Origin of the sequence: Mesorhizobium sp. M1050 (genome assembly GCF_040318715.1) — a bacterium.
Taxonomy (GTDB): domain Bacteria; phylum Pseudomonadota; class Alphaproteobacteria; order Rhizobiales; family Rhizobiaceae; genus Mesorhizobium.
The window spans coordinates 43,354-58,207 of record NZ_JAMYMV010000019.1; the positions used below are offsets into that span (position 1 = coordinate 43,354).

Sequence of the window (14,854 nt, forward strand, 5' to 3'; positions counted from 1 at the left end):
ACGGCAAAGGCCGCCCGGCACAACCGGGCGGCCTTTTGCATTGTTGTCTCCAAGAGCAACGTGAAGCGTTGTCTCCCAGACAAATGCGAAGCATCGCCCCGGAAGCAACGTAAAGTGATGTCCCGGGTGCAACGCAAAGCGTTGTCACCGGAGCAATGCTGGACGGAGAGTTTGCCATGCCGATCACCACCATTATCATCATCGTCCTGGTTCTCGTCCTCATTGGCGCCGTGCCAGCCTGGCCGCATTCGCGTTCCTGGGGTTATGGGCCGTCGGGCATTGTCGGGGTGGTGCTGGTGGTGCTTCTGGTGCTGGTGTTGATGGGAAGGGTTTAGCCCGTCCTTCCCGGAGAGACCTCTCGATGTAAAGAGATCGGGCAGCCAGCCATGGCTGCCCGCCGCGCCTGTCAGGCAGCTTTCGCAGCGCCATTCACGGTGGCGATGCCGATATCCTCAAGAGCTTCAGTGACCGCCTGATCCAGCGGCGTGTGGGGGATCGCACCGATGATGCCTTCCAGCCGCGTCGAAACCAGTTGATGCGGCTCGAAGCGCAGATAAGACATCGACACGATCTCGCGCCACATCGCCACGAACGGGCTGCCGGCGCGCAGCACCCACCACGGCATCGAGGTCATCTTGAGCGGGCGACCGAGCGCCTTCTCTGCCGCGGCCTTGAGTTGCCGGTCGGTGATTGCATGGCCGGGAAGGTTCAGGGCTTCATAGGTGCCGAGCTTGTCGAGGTTCTGCGCCAGGCCGACGAAGGCCTTGGCGAAGTCCGGCAGGTAGGCCCATTCATGCACGAGATCGACTGGACCAGGCGCGGTGTAGATGCCCTTGGTCATCTTGGCGGCGACGACCAGGTCGAACCATGAACCGCTGCCGGTGCCGCCGAAGAAGTCGCCGGCGCGCAAGAGAATGGTACGCACCCGGCCGGCGTCGGCCTCGCGGCGGAACAAATCCTCCATGGCGCAGCGGATGCGGCCCTTCTCTGTCGTCGGGTGGAACGGCGTGTCTTCCGTGATCACCGCCGGCATCGGCGAGCCGTAATTGTAGACGGTGCCGGGGAAGAGGTGCAGCGTGTCATTCGCATGGCAAGCGGCCATGACGTTCTCGGCCATCGGCAGGCACTTGCCCCAATCGGTGTAGATCGGGTTGAGGCCGTTGAAGATAATGTCGACGCCTTCCGTGGCGCGGATCAAGCCCTCGCGGTCGAGCGCGTCGCCGGCGACCGCCGTGGCGCCGTTGAGTTCGGTCGGCACCTTGCCGCTGCGGGTGATTGCGCGGACATCATAGCCGGCATCGATGAAGGCCTTGGCGACCACGCGGCCGAGCCGGCCATTGGCACCGAGAATTGCGATCTTGGTCATTTCTGGTCTCCGCGTTTGTGTTTGCAGCCTGAATATGATCGCTCCGCAAGTGTATTAAAATTGACAATGATTGGCGCTCTGATATTCATAAATGAATGGGCGAATTCGATTGGAACCTGATCAAGAGCTTCGTTACCGTGGCGGAAACCGGCAGCTTGTCGGCTGCCGCGCGAAAACTGTCGGCGAGCCAGCCGACACTTGGCCGCCACGTCGCCGAACTGGAGCAGGCGCTGGGTGTCACGCTGTTCCGGCGCGGGCGGCGCGGTTATGAACTGACGGAAGCCGGCAGCACGCTGTTTGAACGCGGCAAGGCAGTCAGCGAGCAGGCAAGCGCTTTTTTACTGCTGGCGCTGGGATCGGTCGAGGCAATCGAGGGCACCGTGCGTATCGCCGCCAGCGAAGTTGTCGCCGCCTATGTGCTGCCGGAGATGACGGCGCGGCTAGGGATCGAGGAGCCGGGTATCGAGGTTGAGATCGTCGCCTCCAATCAGGTCGAGAACCTGCTGCGCCGCGATGCCGACATCGCTATCCGCATGGTCAAGCCGGCGCAGAATGAACTGGTGGCACGCAAGGTCTGCGATATTCCGCTCTGCGCCTGCGCGGCAAAATCCTATCTCGACCGTCGTGGCCGCCCGCTGGAGCCATCCGGCCTTGTCGATCACGATCTGGTCGGCTTCGACCGCAGCGACGAGATCATCAGGGGCTTCACCCAGTATGGCATCCCTGTTACGCGGAGCAGTTTTCGCTTCAGGGCCGACAATCAGATCGTCTTTTGGGAGGCGGTGCGGGCGGGAAACGGCATCGGTCTCGGCCAGCAGCCGCTGGTCGACCGTGATCCATCGGTGGAGAAATTGCTGCCTGGGCTGCCACTGCCTGATCTGCCGGTATGGCTGGCCATGCATCGCGACGTGCGCACCAGCGTGCGTATCCGCCGCGTGGCAGATTTCCTCTACGAAGAGCTGAAACTTTATTCGGCCGGTGCGGCCGCGAACTCGGCACGGTGAGCAAGGCCGGCCATCAGCAGCACGACGATCAGCAAACCCGACATGGCGACAAAGATCGGGCCGAAGCTCGAATGCTCGGCAACGAAGCCGATCGCCGACGGCGCCACCAATATGCCGGAATAGCCCATGGTGGTGACGACGCTCATGCCGGTGCCCGACGACATGCCTTCCTGATTGCCGCCGGCAGAAAAGATGATCGGCACCATGTTGGCGATGCCGAAGCCGCACAGGGCAAAGGCGGCGATTGCAAGCCAGGGGGAGGGCGACAGTCCGGCGATCAGCATGCCAGCAGCCGCGACAACCGCCGAGCCGCGTAGCGTCGTGACCGCCCCGAAGCGGTTGCGTACGCCGTCGCCGAAGAACCGCATGATCGCCATGACGCCGGAAAAGGCAGCATAGGCGAGACCGGCGACGGCAAGGTCTGCGCCGAGTTCCTGCCTTAGATACAGCGCCGCCCAGTCAAGCACCGCACCTTCGGAAACCATCGTCAGCAGCGCCATCAGGCCGACGAGGTAGACCAGCGGGTTGGCCGGCAGCGTGAATTTGTGATGCTCGGCCGCCTGCGGCCTGTTCTCGCCGATCAGATAGCCAACCGCCACCGCGATCGCCGCGAAGGCGAGCGCAGTCACCACCGCCGCGTGGGCGAGATGGCCGTAGGTCTGGATGAGGAAGCCGCCGAGGCCGCCGCCAGCGAAACCGCCGAGGCTCCAGAAGCCATGCGACGAAGACATGATGGCGCGGGAGAGCCGCCGTTCGACCACCACGGCATTGGCGTTCATGGCGACGTCCATGCCGCCGATCGAGCCGCCGAAGATGAACATGGCGATGGCCGCCAGCGGCACATTGGGCGCCAGCGCCACGACCAGCAGGCCGAGGCTGCCACAAAGGCCGAACCAGCGCAGCACGGTGCGCGAACCATGTCTGGAGATCAAATGGCCGCACCAGGTCATGGCGGCGACGGCGCCGGCGCCGAACAGCAGGATCAACAAGCCGAGCGTGAATTTCGAGATGTCGAGCCGGGTCAGGAACACCGGAATCTGGGGCGCCCAGCTGCCGGTCAGAAAGCCGTTGGCGAGGAAAATGGCCGCAACGGCCCATCGTCCGCGAATGGCAGTTTGCATGGCTGTTGACGCGTTCATAAGGCGAATCCGGTCCGAAAATGGCTTCGCGCGGCAAATTAGATCGATTCAATTTCCAGTCAAGCGCTCTATTTCGAAAGCGTTTGGGCCAAGCGGGCTTAGTGGTCCTTGGGGCGCCGTGCCTCGAACTCGGCTTTCTTGGCGTCGGAGGCCTCAGTCTGATTGAGTGCCTGCCATTGCGCATAGGGCATGCCATAGACGATCTCGCGCGACTGGTCCTTGCTGAGGTCGACGCCATCGGCATTGGCCGCGTCTCGATACCAGTTCGACAGGCAGTTGCGGCAGAAGCCGGCGAGGTTCATCAGATCGATGTTCTGCACGTCGCTGCGTTCGCGCAGATGTTGGACCAGCCGGCGAAAGGCGGCGGCCTCGAAGTCGCGCTTCTGCTCGTCGCTGAGTTCGGTCATCGAAACCTCCGTCATAGCGGCCCGGTGCGCGAGCCGTACATCTTCACGACATGTATATCGGGACGGCGATTGATCGCGTCAACGATCAGCGCTAACCGTTCGGCCCAGTCGAGCGCGCCCTTCTGGTCTGCTATCAGATCCTGGCGGATTTCGATCAATGCATGAGCGAAGCCGTTGATGATGGCGTGCTTGTACATGGTGTCGCCGCGCAGCGCGCCATCATAGGGTTCATTGTCGCCGACGACGAGGTTCTTGTCCTCGGCCAGCATATCGATCAGCGGGCGTGCCACCCGATCGTCGAGGTCCCAAAGGATGCCGACATGCCAGGGACGCTGGACCCCTTGCATGGCCGGCGTGAAGGAATGCACCGACAAGATGAAGGGCGCCTGCGCAGAGGCCCGCGCGACCGAGGCAATCACGGCGCCGACGGCATCGTGATAGGGCCGGTAGAAGCCATCGAGCCGCCTTTCGCGCTCCTCGGGAGCGATGGGGTAATTCCCGGGCACCACAGTGCCGTCATAGAGTTGGCGAATAAGCGTCGGATCGTCCTCGCCGCGGTTGGGATCGATCAGCAGCCGCGAAAAATTGGCGAGCACCGCCGGCACGTCGAGCAAAGCGGCCAGTTCGCGCGTTACCGTTTCGACGCCGATGTCATAGGCGATGTGGCGGTCGAACTCCGCCGCCGGCAGGCCGAGCCTGCCATAATCGTCGGGCAGGTCGCGGCGGGCATGGTCGCACAAGAGCACGATGCCTCGCTTGCGGTCGCCTTCGACAATATCGCAAGGCGCGAAAACTGTGGATCGGGTCATCGGCGGGAAATGGTCTGTTCGCTGGCTTCCGGGGAGGGTGCTATCGTCATTCCACGAAGACGACGCTTGCGCAATGCCGTTGTTTGGCCAAGGTTTCCCTGGAAATCTGGCAGAGGCCGGCGAATTGTGCGCCGGAGCCTTCTAAATCGATTGGAATTGGACAAAACGGTGCGTTGACATGCGCCCGGACTTTTCCGAAAAGGGGCGCAGAGAGATGCTGATGTGGTTCTTGAGGGGTTTTCGGATGAGTTCCGCTGGCAGGCAGCGCACGTGCTCTGCCTTTGCCATGCCGCTCTTGATCCTTGCCATCGGCTTGTCGGCGATGGTCGTGACCTCGCCGGCGCGCGCCGATTTTCGCGTCTGCAACGCCACGCAGAATCTGGTCGGCGTCGGTATCGGCTATCGCGCCAAGGCCGGCTGGATCACCGAAGGTTGGTGGCACATCGAGGGATCGAGCTGCAAGACGCTGATAGAAGGGCCGCTGTCATCAAGGTTTTACTATCTTTATGCAGAAGACGCCGAGCGCGGCGGACGCTGGGACGGCCCGATCAACATGTGCGTGGCTGAGAAAGAGTTCAAGATAGCCGGCGTAACCGACTGCGTCGCACGGGGCTTTCAGCGCGCCGGATTCCAGGAATATGACACGGGCGAACAGGGAAACTGGATGGTCCAGCTGACCGATGAGTCCACAACGGGAGGCGCTCCAGCCGCCCCGGGAACAAACAGTCAATGAGACGTAGCCGCAAGGTCAAGATCCTAGCCACCATCGGTCCGGCCTCCTCGTCGGAGGAGATGCTGAAGAAACTGTTCGAAGCTGGCGCCGATGTGTTCCGCATCAATATGAGCCACACCGATCACGAGCTGATGCGCACGCTGGTCGGACGCATCCGCACTGTCGAGGAAGCGGTCGGCCGGCCGATCGGCATCCTGGCCGATCTGCAAGGGCCAAAACTGCGCGTCGGCAAGTTCGCCAATGGCAAGGAAGTGCTGACTGTCGGCCAGACCTTCACGCTCGACGACAATCCCGAACCCGGCACCTCGACCAGGGTCTATCTGCCGCATCCCGAAATCCTGACCTCCGTCGAGGCCGGACATCGCCTGCTGATCGATGACGGCAAGCTCGAATTGAAGGCGGTGAGAAGCGACGGCAAGTCGATCGTCTGCACCGTCGTCGCCGGCACCACGATCTCCGACAAGAAGGGCGTCAGCCTGCCCGATACCGACCTGCCGGTCGGCGCGCTGACCGAGAAGGACCGCAAGGACCTCGATGCCGTGCTGGCCACGGGCGTCGATTGGGTCGCGCTGTCCTTCGTCCAGCGGCCGGAGGATCTTGCCGAGGCGCGCAAGATCGCACGCGGCCGGGCGCTGATCATGGCCAAGATCGAAAAGCCGCAGGCCGTCGCCCGGCTGGCCGAGATCATCGAACTGTCCGATGCGCTGATGGTCGCCCGCGGCGATCTCGGCGTCGAGATGCCGCTCGAGGCGGTACCTGGCATCCAGAAGCAGATCACGCGCGCCGCGCGCCGCGCCGGCAAGCCGGTGGTGGTTGCAACGCAGATGCTGGAATCGATGATCACAGCACCGGTGCCTACCCGCGCCGAGGTGTCGGATGTCTCGACCGCAGTCTTCGAAGGCGCCGATGCCGTCATGCTGTCGGCGGAATCGGCGGCGGGCGCCTATCCCGTCGAAGCCGTGGCGATGATGAACCGTATCGCCACCAAGGTCGAAACCGATCCGACCTATGCCGGCATCATCAACGCGCAGCGTTCCGAGCCGGAAGCGACCGGCGCCGACGCCATTTCGCTGGCCGCCCGCGAGATCGCCGAGACGCTGAAACTTTCGGCGATCATCACCTACACGGCGTCCGGCACCACCGGCCTGCGCGCCGCCCGCGAGCGTCCGCAAGTGCCGATCGTCGCGTTGTCGCCGATCGTAAACACGGCGCGGCGGCTGTCGCTGCTATGGGGCACGCATTGCGTCGTCTCACCCGACGCAATCGATCTTGACGACATGGTCGACCGCGCCTGCCGCATTGCCTTCGAGGAAGGCTTCGGCAAGCCCGGCGACCGCGTCATCATCACCGCCGGCGTGCCGCTGAGGACGCCGGGCTCGACCAATATGCTGCGCATCGCCTATCTGGGATCGGAAGCGGCCGGCCGGTAAGCCGCTTCAACGGCGGTCGCCCCGGACGCGGCCAATCGCCATCCGTTGGGGTGCAGCAAACCATTTGGCGGTCTAGCACGCGTCCGGACGCGATTTCATACGCGGCGACTATTCGCCCTGTAAGGTCCGGCGCGATAAAATTCGAGTAGATGAACTCCTGGTGCAACGCGCCTATGCCTGAATCGGCAAAGTCGTAGAGTCCGTTGAGCCTCATTCGCGCATGATCGAACGCCATGTTTCAGCCATGCCCGTCGAAGAATCCAAATGTAGTCCCGTGCGGGTCTGGTGGCAGACTTTCGTATTCCATCAGGGTTGCCTCGGCGCGGGCGAGTAGCCGAGGCGCCAGCAAGGGCAGCGCCTTCGCGCGGATTGCGCTCGGTGCCTGCCAGGTGCCTACCGGCTCGGCGCCAGCGGTCGCCATCTGGTTCAGGTCGAGCCGATGAAGCTCGGCGTAAAAGCGGCCCAGATCGTTGCCCAAGCGTTGGCGGGCATGTTCGGGCAATTCTTCATATCGTGCTGCCAGCAGATGGTCCCCTTTCAGTTTCTCATGTCTGGAGAACAGAGGCGGCCCCTCATGGATGCTCATATCGGGGACCGGCATCGACAGGCAAGGGCGGATCAGGGCCAGCAGGGCGGCTTCCCTGAGAAGCGCTCGTTCTGCAACCTTGTGACGCGGGAACTTGAACACCAGCCTGCCGTCGACATCAACCGCCGTCGAATGCCAACCTGCCATCATCAGCCGGAAGCTTGAAGTCTCCAATTCCGGGAAGGCACGAATTATTGCTCGTGAGAATGTGTCCAGGTTCGGTTCAGGCATGGCCGTCTTGTAGGGGAGCTTCCCAGCCACGTGAAGGGACGGCGGTCAGGTCGGTGCAAGTTCTGCTTCCGGCCGCTTGAGATCGGCGCATTTCCCGACGCCATACAGATCGCCGGCGATCCGGGCTTCGACACTTTTGGCGATAATCCGCAGATCGACATCCTTGCCGGAGACCTTCTCGATGGCACCAATGACGAGATCGGGCGCAATCCAGTCCGGCTTGTGGCCGAGATTATGCACCCAGACGAGTTGGGCGCCCGGTATGTCGCGCCGGAGGCCGGTCGAGTGAATCTCCGCATAGACGACCTTGTCGCGATCACCCGAAATGACCACGGTGGGGGCCTTGATCTGGTTGTAGCGCGCTGCGGTGCCAAGGGCATAGCGATAGAGCCCGGCGACATCGGTGGCGTTGGCGCGAAAGGCCGATGGTCGCAGGACCAACGGGATGGAGGCCGCGTCGAGATAGTTGTGCGGCACCTTGTTGGGCGAGAAGACGCAGGTCGTGGCGTCTTCCATCCGCAGCGTTCCCGTCGGATAGGTCAGCGTCTCGGAAAACAGCCAGCCGATCACCGGAATGGTCGTCAGATCGTAATACCAGGAGGTTGCGCCGCCCGGCCACGGATGAGTTGCCGGCGCGAGAAAGACCAGGCCAAGCGTCTTGTCGGGATGCTCGCGGCCGAAAGTCGATGTCACCACACCACCGAAAGAATGACCGACGATAACAGCCTTGCTGATGCCCAGACGGTCCATCAACGCGGCGATGGTGTTGGCCTGAGCCGACGGGTCTTCGTTGTTGCCTGGACCACGACCCGACCAGCCGTGGCCCGGTCGGTCGAAGAACAGCATTTCGGCGCGGCCTTCGAGCAATGGCCGCAGCGGCAGCATCTGATCCCTGAGATTGGCGCTGGCGCCGTGGATGAAGACGATCGGCGGCAATTCGGCGTTAGCGGGGCCCGGAATATGGACATAGTGGATGCGGGCGCCATCGATGTCGGCGAATTCACCAATCGACGGATTGCGGCGTTCGATCAGCCACGAACCGGCGCGGGTGACGCCGACAAGTCCGAAGACAAGCGCCATCAGGAAGGCAAGGGCGGCGTAGATCAGGTTCATGGGGGAGATACGGGGATGGAGGGGGATAAGTTGTGCAGTAGCGAATAGGGAATAGGCAGTAGGCAGTAGGAATGTGCGTAACGCGATCTGCGCCTACTGCCTAATCCCTACTGCCTATTCCCTTAAATGCCTTCTCCAGCAAGCTCTTCCGAAAGCGTGCCGACCTGGTCCTGGGCGCTGCGCATCATTGGATAGATCGCCAGAACCTTCTGCCAGGCCTCGAGTGCCGATTGCTTGTGGCCGGTCAGCGCCATGATCTGCGCCAGGCCGGAGAGCGCGCCGAAATGGCGCGGCTCGAGCTGCAGCGTATGGTCGATGTCGGACATCGACTTGCCGTAGTTTTTCATCATGAAATGCACGGTGGCGCGCCTATTCCAGCCTTCGGCATAGGTCGGCTGCAAGATCACCACCTGGTCGAGGAAATCGAGGGCGACGTCGAACTTCTGACTTTCGATGGCCTTCTGCGACCACTGCATCATCAGATCGATCGAGGCGCTGCCGGATTGAGACCACTCATTCCAGATGTTGCCGGCAATACGCTCGGCTGCCTTTTCGTTGCGCTCGCGCTTCAGGTCGTTGAACAGCTGATCGAGACGGGCCTGCCTCGTCGTTGCCACCGGCGGCACGTCCTTGCTGGCCGGCGGCACGACAGCGTCATCCGCGCGCGCCAGGCCATAAATGGCGCTGGAAACAAGCAGAGACGTCAAAAATGCAAAAAGAATCCGCATCGCCGGACTCTAATCCCGGGCGGCGGAACGTCAAACTGAATTTGGCGTGAAAGGGCCGGCAGGCGGGCAACAAGCATCACTGGGCGAAGGCAACAGCCTCCAGCCCTAAAACTCAGCCCTGGCGTGCCTTGTAGCGCGGAGCGGTCTTGTTGATGATGTAGATACGGCCTTTGCGGCGAACCAGCTGGTTGTCGCGGTGACGCGCCTTCAGCGCCTTGAGCGAATTCTTGATCTTCATGGTCTTGCCTGTCGGTGTGGACCCGGTTCGGGTCGAAATTTTAAGGCGCGCCAGAAGACGCGCCTTTGAACTGTGGGTGGCTCATAAACGAGGAGCCTTGTCCGTGTCAACCGCAAGCGTGCTCCGTCTCTCCATATCATCAAATATCCGCCATGTCGGCCTTGCGGCATTGCGCGGGCTTCAGTCGGCTGGGATGATGCGCCCGCCATGAAGTGATTTGGGGATGGATATGCGCCGAATTTTCCTGTCCGCCTGCATTCTCGTGCTGGCGGGAGCCTCGGCTGCCCGCGCGCAGGAGTGCGACCGTAGCGACGACAGCCAGCAGATGATGAACATCTGCGCCGGCGAGGATTACCAGGAGGCCGACGCCAGGCTCAACAAGGCCTACCAGGATCTCATCAGCGCGGATGACGCCGACAGCAAGAGACTGCTGCAGGTGGCGCAACGCGCCTGGATCGCTTTTCGCGATGCAGAGTGCGCGCATTCCACCGCAGCCAGCGCGGGCGGTTCGATCCATCCGATGGAAGTTTCGCAATGCCTGGCCAGGCTGACCAATGATCGCATCGAGCAGCTCGCTGCCGCCGCCAATTGCGAGGAAGGCGATGCCAGTTGCGCCAGCCCTGACCAAGACGACAGCGACGACGTGCAGTAGGCCTGTTTCGGGGGTTAGGCGCGACGGCCGATCCTGGTGAAATGGCCCATCTTGCGGCCGGGGCGTGCCTCGGCCTTGCCATAGAGATGCAGCATCAGGTTCGGCTCGGCGAGCAGGGCTGGAACACGCAGCACATCGTCGCCGATCAGGTTCTCCATCACGCAATCGGAATGACGCTGGGGATTTCCAAGCGGCAGGCCGGCGACGGCGCGGATGTGCTGCTCGAACTGCGAAACGATGCAGGCCGCTTCCGTCCAGTGGCCGGAATTGTGGACGCGGGGCGCGATCTCGTTGGCCAGCAGGGAGCCGTCGGCGAGCACGAAGAACTCGACGCCGATGACACCGACATAGTTCAGCGCCGACAATATTTTAGACGCCGCTGCTCGTGCTGCTTCCGCCGTTTCGGGCCTTATTCGAGCCGGCAAGGTCGATGTGTGGAGAATGCCGTTGCGGTGGATATTCTCGGCCGGGTCGTAGGCTGCGACAGTGCCGTCGATGCCGCGCGCGGCGATCACGGAAATCTCGCGCTCGAACGACACGAAGCTTTCCAGGATCAGCGGCACATTGCCCATCGCCTCGCAGATGCCGGCGAAGCTGCCGGCTTTCATATTGCGGAAGACGCGCTGGCCCTTGCCGTCATAGCCCATGCGGCGCGTCTTCAGGATGCCGCTGCCATCGAACGCATTCAGCGCCGCCGTCAGCTCGTCATCATTGTCGACCGGGAGGAACCCCGCGGTGGCAATGCCGATGCCGTTGAGGAATGCTTTTTCGCTCACCCGGTCCTGCGCCACTTCCAGTGCGCGCGCCGGCGGATAGACCGGAACCTTGGCGGCCAGCGCGCTGGCGGCCGCAACCGGCACGTTCTCGAACTCGTAGGTGATGACGGAACTCGACGCGGCCAGTTCGGCAAGGGCTGCTCGGTCGTCATAGGGGGCCGCTATCTGCCGGTTGGCGACCTGCGCCGCCGGGCAATCCGCTTGCGGCTCCAGCACCACGGTGCGGTAGCCGAGACGGGCGGCAGCAATTGCCAGCATGCGACCGAGCTGGCCGCCGCCTATGATGCCGATGGTCGATCCGGGGGCCAGGCTCACGGCGTATCCGTCGGCTCGGTTGCGACCTTGGCGGTCTGCGCGGCGCGCCAGGCATCCAGACGGATGGCAAGCTCGTCATCGTTCAGCGCCAGCACGGCAGCGGCCAGAAGGGCTGCGTTGGCGGCACCGGCCTTGCCTATGGCCAGCGTCCCCACGGGAATACCGGCCGGCATCTGGACGATGGACAGCAGTGAATCCTGCCCGGAAAGCGCCTTCGATTCCACCGGCACGCCGAACACCGGCAGCGGCGTCATCGCAGCCGTCATGCCGGGCAGGTGCGCGGCACCGCCGGCGCCGGCGATGATCACCTTGTAGCCGGCCGCCTTGGCGCCCTTGGCGAAATCGTAGAGCCGGTCCGGTGTGCGATGCGCGGAGACGATCAGCCGCTTGTGCGGAATGCCGAGTGCTTCCAGCGTTTCGGCCGCATGGCGCATCGTCGCCCAGTCGGACTGACTGCCCATGATGATGGCGACATCGGCGCGTTGATCGTCCAAGTTCGTGTTTCCCGGCGACAAAGGCGCGCCTTAGCGGAATTCGCGCGAAGCCGCAAGGATCGGCGGCCGCCGCAGCGGTTTGGCAAGACGCAAACCATCCAGTCAGATGCCGTCGCGCTCGGCCTCTGGCGTCGAGACCAGCAAGGCCGACGCCGCATTGGCGGCGGTGACGGCCGCCCGCATGGTCTCCCCACGGGCAAGCGCCGCGGCCAGCGCACCGACGAATTCATCGCCGGCGCCATGCGTGCTGACGACCTTGACCGGGATGGCGGGCAGCGCGAAGGCCTCGCCGGTCCGATCACAGCAGGCGACACCTTCGCCGCCCGCCGTGACAATCGCGACAGGGCAAAGATCGGCCAGCAGCCGCGCGGCTTGCGCGGCACCGTCCAGGGTCTCGACCACCGCCATGCCGGCCAGGAACTCCGCCTCGATGGCGTTGACCACCAATATGTCGACCAGCGCGGTCAACTCGCCGGACAGTTTGCGCGCCGGGGCCCCGTTCAGCACAACACGGCCGCCTTGCGCCTTCGCCGCGCGTGCGGCAGCAATGTTGGCGCCTTCGGGTACCTCATTCTGCAACAGGAGCACTGCCGTTTGGGACACCATTTCGGAAGCAGCGGCAATATCGGCATCGCCCAGAGTGAGATTGCTGCCCGAGACGATCACCGCGCCATAATCGCCGCCCTGGTCGAAGATCGCCACGCTCATTCCGGAGCCGGCACCAGCGGCCACCCGCACGAAGCGGCGGTCGACCCTGGCGCGATCGAGATTGGCCAGCAACGCCCGCCCGAAATCATCGTTGCCAACCGCGCCAATCATCGCCGCGCGCACGCCGGCCCTTGCCGCCGAAACGGCCTGGTTGCCGCCCTTGCCGCCGCATTTCGGGTGCCAGGCATGGCCGGTCACCGTCTCGCCCTTGCGTGGGCGGTCGGGCGCGTCGACCATGATGTCGTAGTGCAGGCTGCCGAAGACGGTGACCAGCGGCGGTGTCGTCATGATCCCCGGTCTTTTCGCTTCGATGTCACCGCCGACATGGTGCGGCCGAGGTTGCGCTCCGCCGCCTGATAGTCGCGCTGCGCCACCGCGACGAACAGCGCATCGAGGATGTTGAGCTGGGCGATGCGCGCCGCCGCGTTCTCGCCCATTAATGGCGATCCCTGTGCGGTCGAGCACAGCACAATGTCGGCCACCGCAGCCAACGGCGAATTGTCGTAATTGGTGATGGCCAGCGTCCTTGCGCCGTTCTTGCGGGCCAGCTGGATGGCGTCGATGACGGCAGAGGTATTGCCCGAATGCGAGAAGCCGACGGCGATATCATCGCCGCCGAGCAGCGAGGCCGACATCAGCATCATGTGCGAATCGTCGTAGACGGATGCGCGAATGCCGATGCGCAGGAACTTGTGCGAGACGTCGCGCGCAATCTGCGCTGAGCCGCCGACGCCATAGAAATCCCGGTTCTTCGCACGGTAGAGAAGCTCGGCGGCGCGGTCGAAATCCTCGATGTCGAGGATCGCCAGTGTCTCCTCCAGTGCCTGGATGGAGGTGCGGAACACTTTTTGCACGATCTCGGCCGAACTGTCGTCGGATGACAGTTCCTGATGCATCTCGGCAGTCGGCAGGCGGCTGTATTCATAGACGGCGGTGCGAAAGTCGCGATAGCCGGAAAAACCGAGCTTCTTGGCGATCTTGACCACCATTGCCTCGGACACGCCGGCCTCCTCGGCGATCTGCTTCAGCGGGATGCTCTCGTCAAAGCCGCGCCGGCCAAAGACGGTTTCCACCACCTTCGCCTCCAGCGGGGTGAGATGCGGCATCATCATGCGGATCCGCGGTCCTACCGCTTTCAGGTCCAGCCCGCTCAAGGTCATCCACGCCCCCTCGTCACGCGATCGATAAGCATCGCGGCGAGGATTATAAGACCAGTTGCCAGAAGCTGATAGAAGGACTGCACGTTCATCAGCGTCAAACCGTTGCGCATGGCGCCGAGGATGACGGCGCCCAGGATGGTGCCGACGACGCTGCCCTTGCCGCCCATCAGCGAGGCGCCGCCGATGGCGGCAGCGGCGATGGCGTCCAGTTCCCAGAGATTGCCGAGGATGGGTTCGGCGGCACCGAGCCGGCCGATCAGGATCTGCGCGGCAAGGGCTGCCAGCAGGCCGGAGATCATGTAGGCGGCGATCTTGGTGCGGGCGATCGGCACGCCGGCGATGTAAGCGGCCTCCTCATTGCCGCCGACGGCGAGCAGATATTCGCCGAAGGGCGTCTTCTTCAAAACCACCCAGGCGACGATCGCCACACCGGCCACGATGACGACAGCCAGCGGCAGCCCGAATAGCGAGCCGTTGAAGACAGCGCGAAAGCCTGCCGGCAGGCCGAGCACCGGATTGCCGCCGGTATAGATCAACGCCAGCGCCCGGTAGGTGCTGAGTGTACCCAATGTGACGATGAAAGGCTGCAGCCCGACATAGGCGACGAGCACGCCGTTGATGAGGCCGCAGGCAAGACCAATGGCGAAGCCGGCGCCGATGGCCAGCGGAAACGGCACGCCAGCGACCATCATCGAGGCCGAGATGACGGCCGAGAGTGCTGCGGTCGGCCCGACCGACAGGTCGATGCCGCCGGAGATGATGACCAGCGTCATGCCCAGCGCCAGACAGGCATTGATGCTCGACTGCTGCAGGATGTTGATCAGGTTGCGCTCGGCAAAGAAGCCCGGCACCAGTGCTCCGAAGACGGCGAGGATCACGACAAGGCCGATCAGCGTGCCGGCATCGCGCATGGAAATCCCGCGCAGGAATTCAGCCCGTGGCTGCACCAGAGTGGTATCCGACAT

The 14,854-nt window shown here is 63.4% G+C and carries 18 protein-coding genes; 5 read left to right on the forward strand and 13 right to left on the reverse strand.

Annotation, left to right across the window (positions count from 1 at the left end):
• Positions 1-176 precede the first annotated feature (176 nt).
• Positions 177-335 (forward strand): DUF3309 family protein, encoded by a 159-nt coding sequence (locus tag NKH57_RS13400; protein WP_032908138.1) that lies wholly within the window; start codon positions 177-179, stop codon positions 333-335.
• 71 nt (positions 336-406) lie between these two features.
• Here the strand turns inward: NKH57_RS13400 and NKH57_RS13405 are convergent, their stop codons facing one another.
• Positions 407-1,366 (reverse strand): SDR family oxidoreductase, encoded by a 960-nt coding sequence (locus tag NKH57_RS13405; RefSeq protein ID WP_352944715.1) that lies wholly within the window; start codon positions 1,364-1,366, stop codon positions 407-409.
• A 95-nt stretch (positions 1,367-1,461) separates the two neighbouring features.
• On the opposite strand from NKH57_RS13405, the gene NKH57_RS13410 reads away from it, so the two are divergent.
• Complete coding sequence (locus NKH57_RS13410) at positions 1,462-2,370, forward strand: LysR family transcriptional regulator (protein WP_352944717.1); 909 nt, start codon at positions 1,462-1,464, stop codon at positions 2,368-2,370.
• Here NKH57_RS13410 and NKH57_RS13415 read toward each other — a convergent pair.
• From NKH57_RS13415 to NKH57_RS13425, 3 genes are all read right to left on the reverse strand, one after another.
• On the reverse strand, positions 2,334-3,509 hold the full coding sequence (locus NKH57_RS13415; RefSeq protein ID WP_352944719.1) for an MFS transporter: 1,176 nt from the start codon (positions 3,507-3,509) through the stop codon (positions 2,334-2,336). The two genes, NKH57_RS13410 and NKH57_RS13415, sit on opposite strands and share 37 nt — an antisense overlap.
• A gap of 98 nt (positions 3,510-3,607) precedes the next feature.
• The gene (locus NKH57_RS13420) at positions 3,608-3,916 is read right to left on the reverse strand and encodes a DUF1244 domain-containing protein (protein ID WP_352944721.1); all 309 of its coding nucleotides are present in this window, start codon (positions 3,914-3,916) and stop codon (positions 3,608-3,610) included.
• Positions 3,917-3,927: 11 nt separating this feature from the next.
• Positions 3,928-4,725: an N-formylglutamate amidohydrolase gene (locus NKH57_RS13425; RefSeq protein ID WP_352944723.1), complete on the reverse strand. Its 798-nt coding sequence runs from the start codon at positions 4,723-4,725 to the stop codon at positions 3,928-3,930.
• 286 nt (positions 4,726-5,011) lie between these two features.
• On the opposite strand from NKH57_RS13425, the gene NKH57_RS13430 reads away from it, so the two are divergent.
• Positions 5,012-5,458 (forward strand): DUF1036 domain-containing protein, encoded by a 447-nt coding sequence (locus NKH57_RS13430; protein WP_352944776.1) that lies wholly within the window; start codon positions 5,012-5,014, stop codon positions 5,456-5,458.
• Positions 5,455-6,888 carry a pyruvate kinase gene (pyk, locus tag NKH57_RS13435; protein WP_023762901.1) on the forward strand — a complete coding sequence of 478 codons (1,434 nt, stop codon included), beginning with the start codon at positions 5,455-5,457 and terminating at the stop codon, positions 6,886-6,888. The genes NKH57_RS13430 and pyk overlap by 4 nt, the downstream gene beginning before the upstream one ends.
• Before the next feature lie 238 nt (positions 6,889-7,126).
• On the opposite strand, the gene NKH57_RS13440 is transcribed toward pyk, so the two are convergent.
• The 4 genes from NKH57_RS13440 to ykgO all read right to left on the reverse strand — a co-directional run bounded on the left by NKH57_RS13440 (position 7,127) and on the right by ykgO (position 9,784).
• Positions 7,127-7,705: a phosphotransferase gene (locus tag NKH57_RS13440; protein ID WP_502907285.1), complete on the reverse strand. Its 579-nt coding sequence runs from the start codon at positions 7,703-7,705 to the stop codon at positions 7,127-7,129.
• Positions 7,706-7,750: 45 nt separating this feature from the next.
• Positions 7,751-8,818, reverse strand: coding sequence for an alpha/beta fold hydrolase (locus NKH57_RS13445; protein WP_352944726.1), 1,068 nt, complete (start codon positions 8,816-8,818; stop codon positions 7,751-7,753).
• Positions 8,819-8,940: 122 nt separating this feature from the next.
• Complete coding sequence (locus NKH57_RS13450; protein WP_352605789.1) at positions 8,941-9,546, reverse strand: tetratricopeptide repeat protein; 606 nt, start codon at positions 9,544-9,546, stop codon at positions 8,941-8,943.
• Between the two features lie 112 nt (positions 9,547-9,658).
• Complete coding sequence (ykgO, locus tag NKH57_RS13455; protein WP_006203764.1) at positions 9,659-9,784, reverse strand: type B 50S ribosomal protein L36; 126 nt, start codon at positions 9,782-9,784, stop codon at positions 9,659-9,661.
• 229 nt (positions 9,785-10,013) lie between these two features.
• On the opposite strand from ykgO, the gene NKH57_RS13460 reads away from it, so the two are divergent.
• Positions 10,014-10,436, forward strand: coding sequence for a lysozyme inhibitor LprI family protein (locus tag NKH57_RS13460; RefSeq protein ID WP_352727582.1), 423 nt, complete (start codon positions 10,014-10,016; stop codon positions 10,434-10,436).
• A gap of 14 nt (positions 10,437-10,450) precedes the next feature.
• On the opposite strand, the gene NKH57_RS13465 is transcribed toward NKH57_RS13460, so the two are convergent.
• The 5 genes from NKH57_RS13465 to NKH57_RS13485 all read right to left on the reverse strand — a co-directional run bounded on the left by NKH57_RS13465 (position 10,451) and on the right by NKH57_RS13485 (position 14,854).
• Positions 10,451-11,527, reverse strand: coding sequence for a 5-(carboxyamino)imidazole ribonucleotide synthase (locus tag NKH57_RS13465; RefSeq protein WP_352727581.1), 1,077 nt, complete (start codon positions 11,525-11,527; stop codon positions 10,451-10,453).
• Positions 11,524-12,021: a 5-(carboxyamino)imidazole ribonucleotide mutase gene (gene purE / locus NKH57_RS13470; RefSeq protein ID WP_352727580.1), complete on the reverse strand. Its 498-nt coding sequence runs from the start codon at positions 12,019-12,021 to the stop codon at positions 11,524-11,526. Before purE ends, NKH57_RS13465 begins: the two co-directional genes overlap by 4 nt.
• Positions 12,022-12,123: 102 nt before the next feature.
• On the reverse strand, positions 12,124-13,017 hold the full coding sequence (locus tag NKH57_RS13475) for a PfkB family carbohydrate kinase (RefSeq protein WP_352727579.1): 894 nt from the start codon (positions 13,015-13,017) through the stop codon (positions 12,124-12,126).
• Positions 13,014-13,889: a MurR/RpiR family transcriptional regulator gene (locus tag NKH57_RS13480; protein WP_352605796.1), complete on the reverse strand. Its 876-nt coding sequence runs from the start codon at positions 13,887-13,889 to the stop codon at positions 13,014-13,016. The genes NKH57_RS13475 and NKH57_RS13480 overlap by 4 nt, the downstream gene beginning before the upstream one ends.
• Positions 13,886-14,854 carry an ABC transporter permease gene (locus NKH57_RS13485; protein WP_352944730.1) on the reverse strand — a complete coding sequence of 323 codons (969 nt, stop codon included), beginning with the start codon at positions 14,852-14,854 and terminating at the stop codon, positions 13,886-13,888. Before NKH57_RS13485 ends, NKH57_RS13480 begins: the two co-directional genes overlap by 4 nt.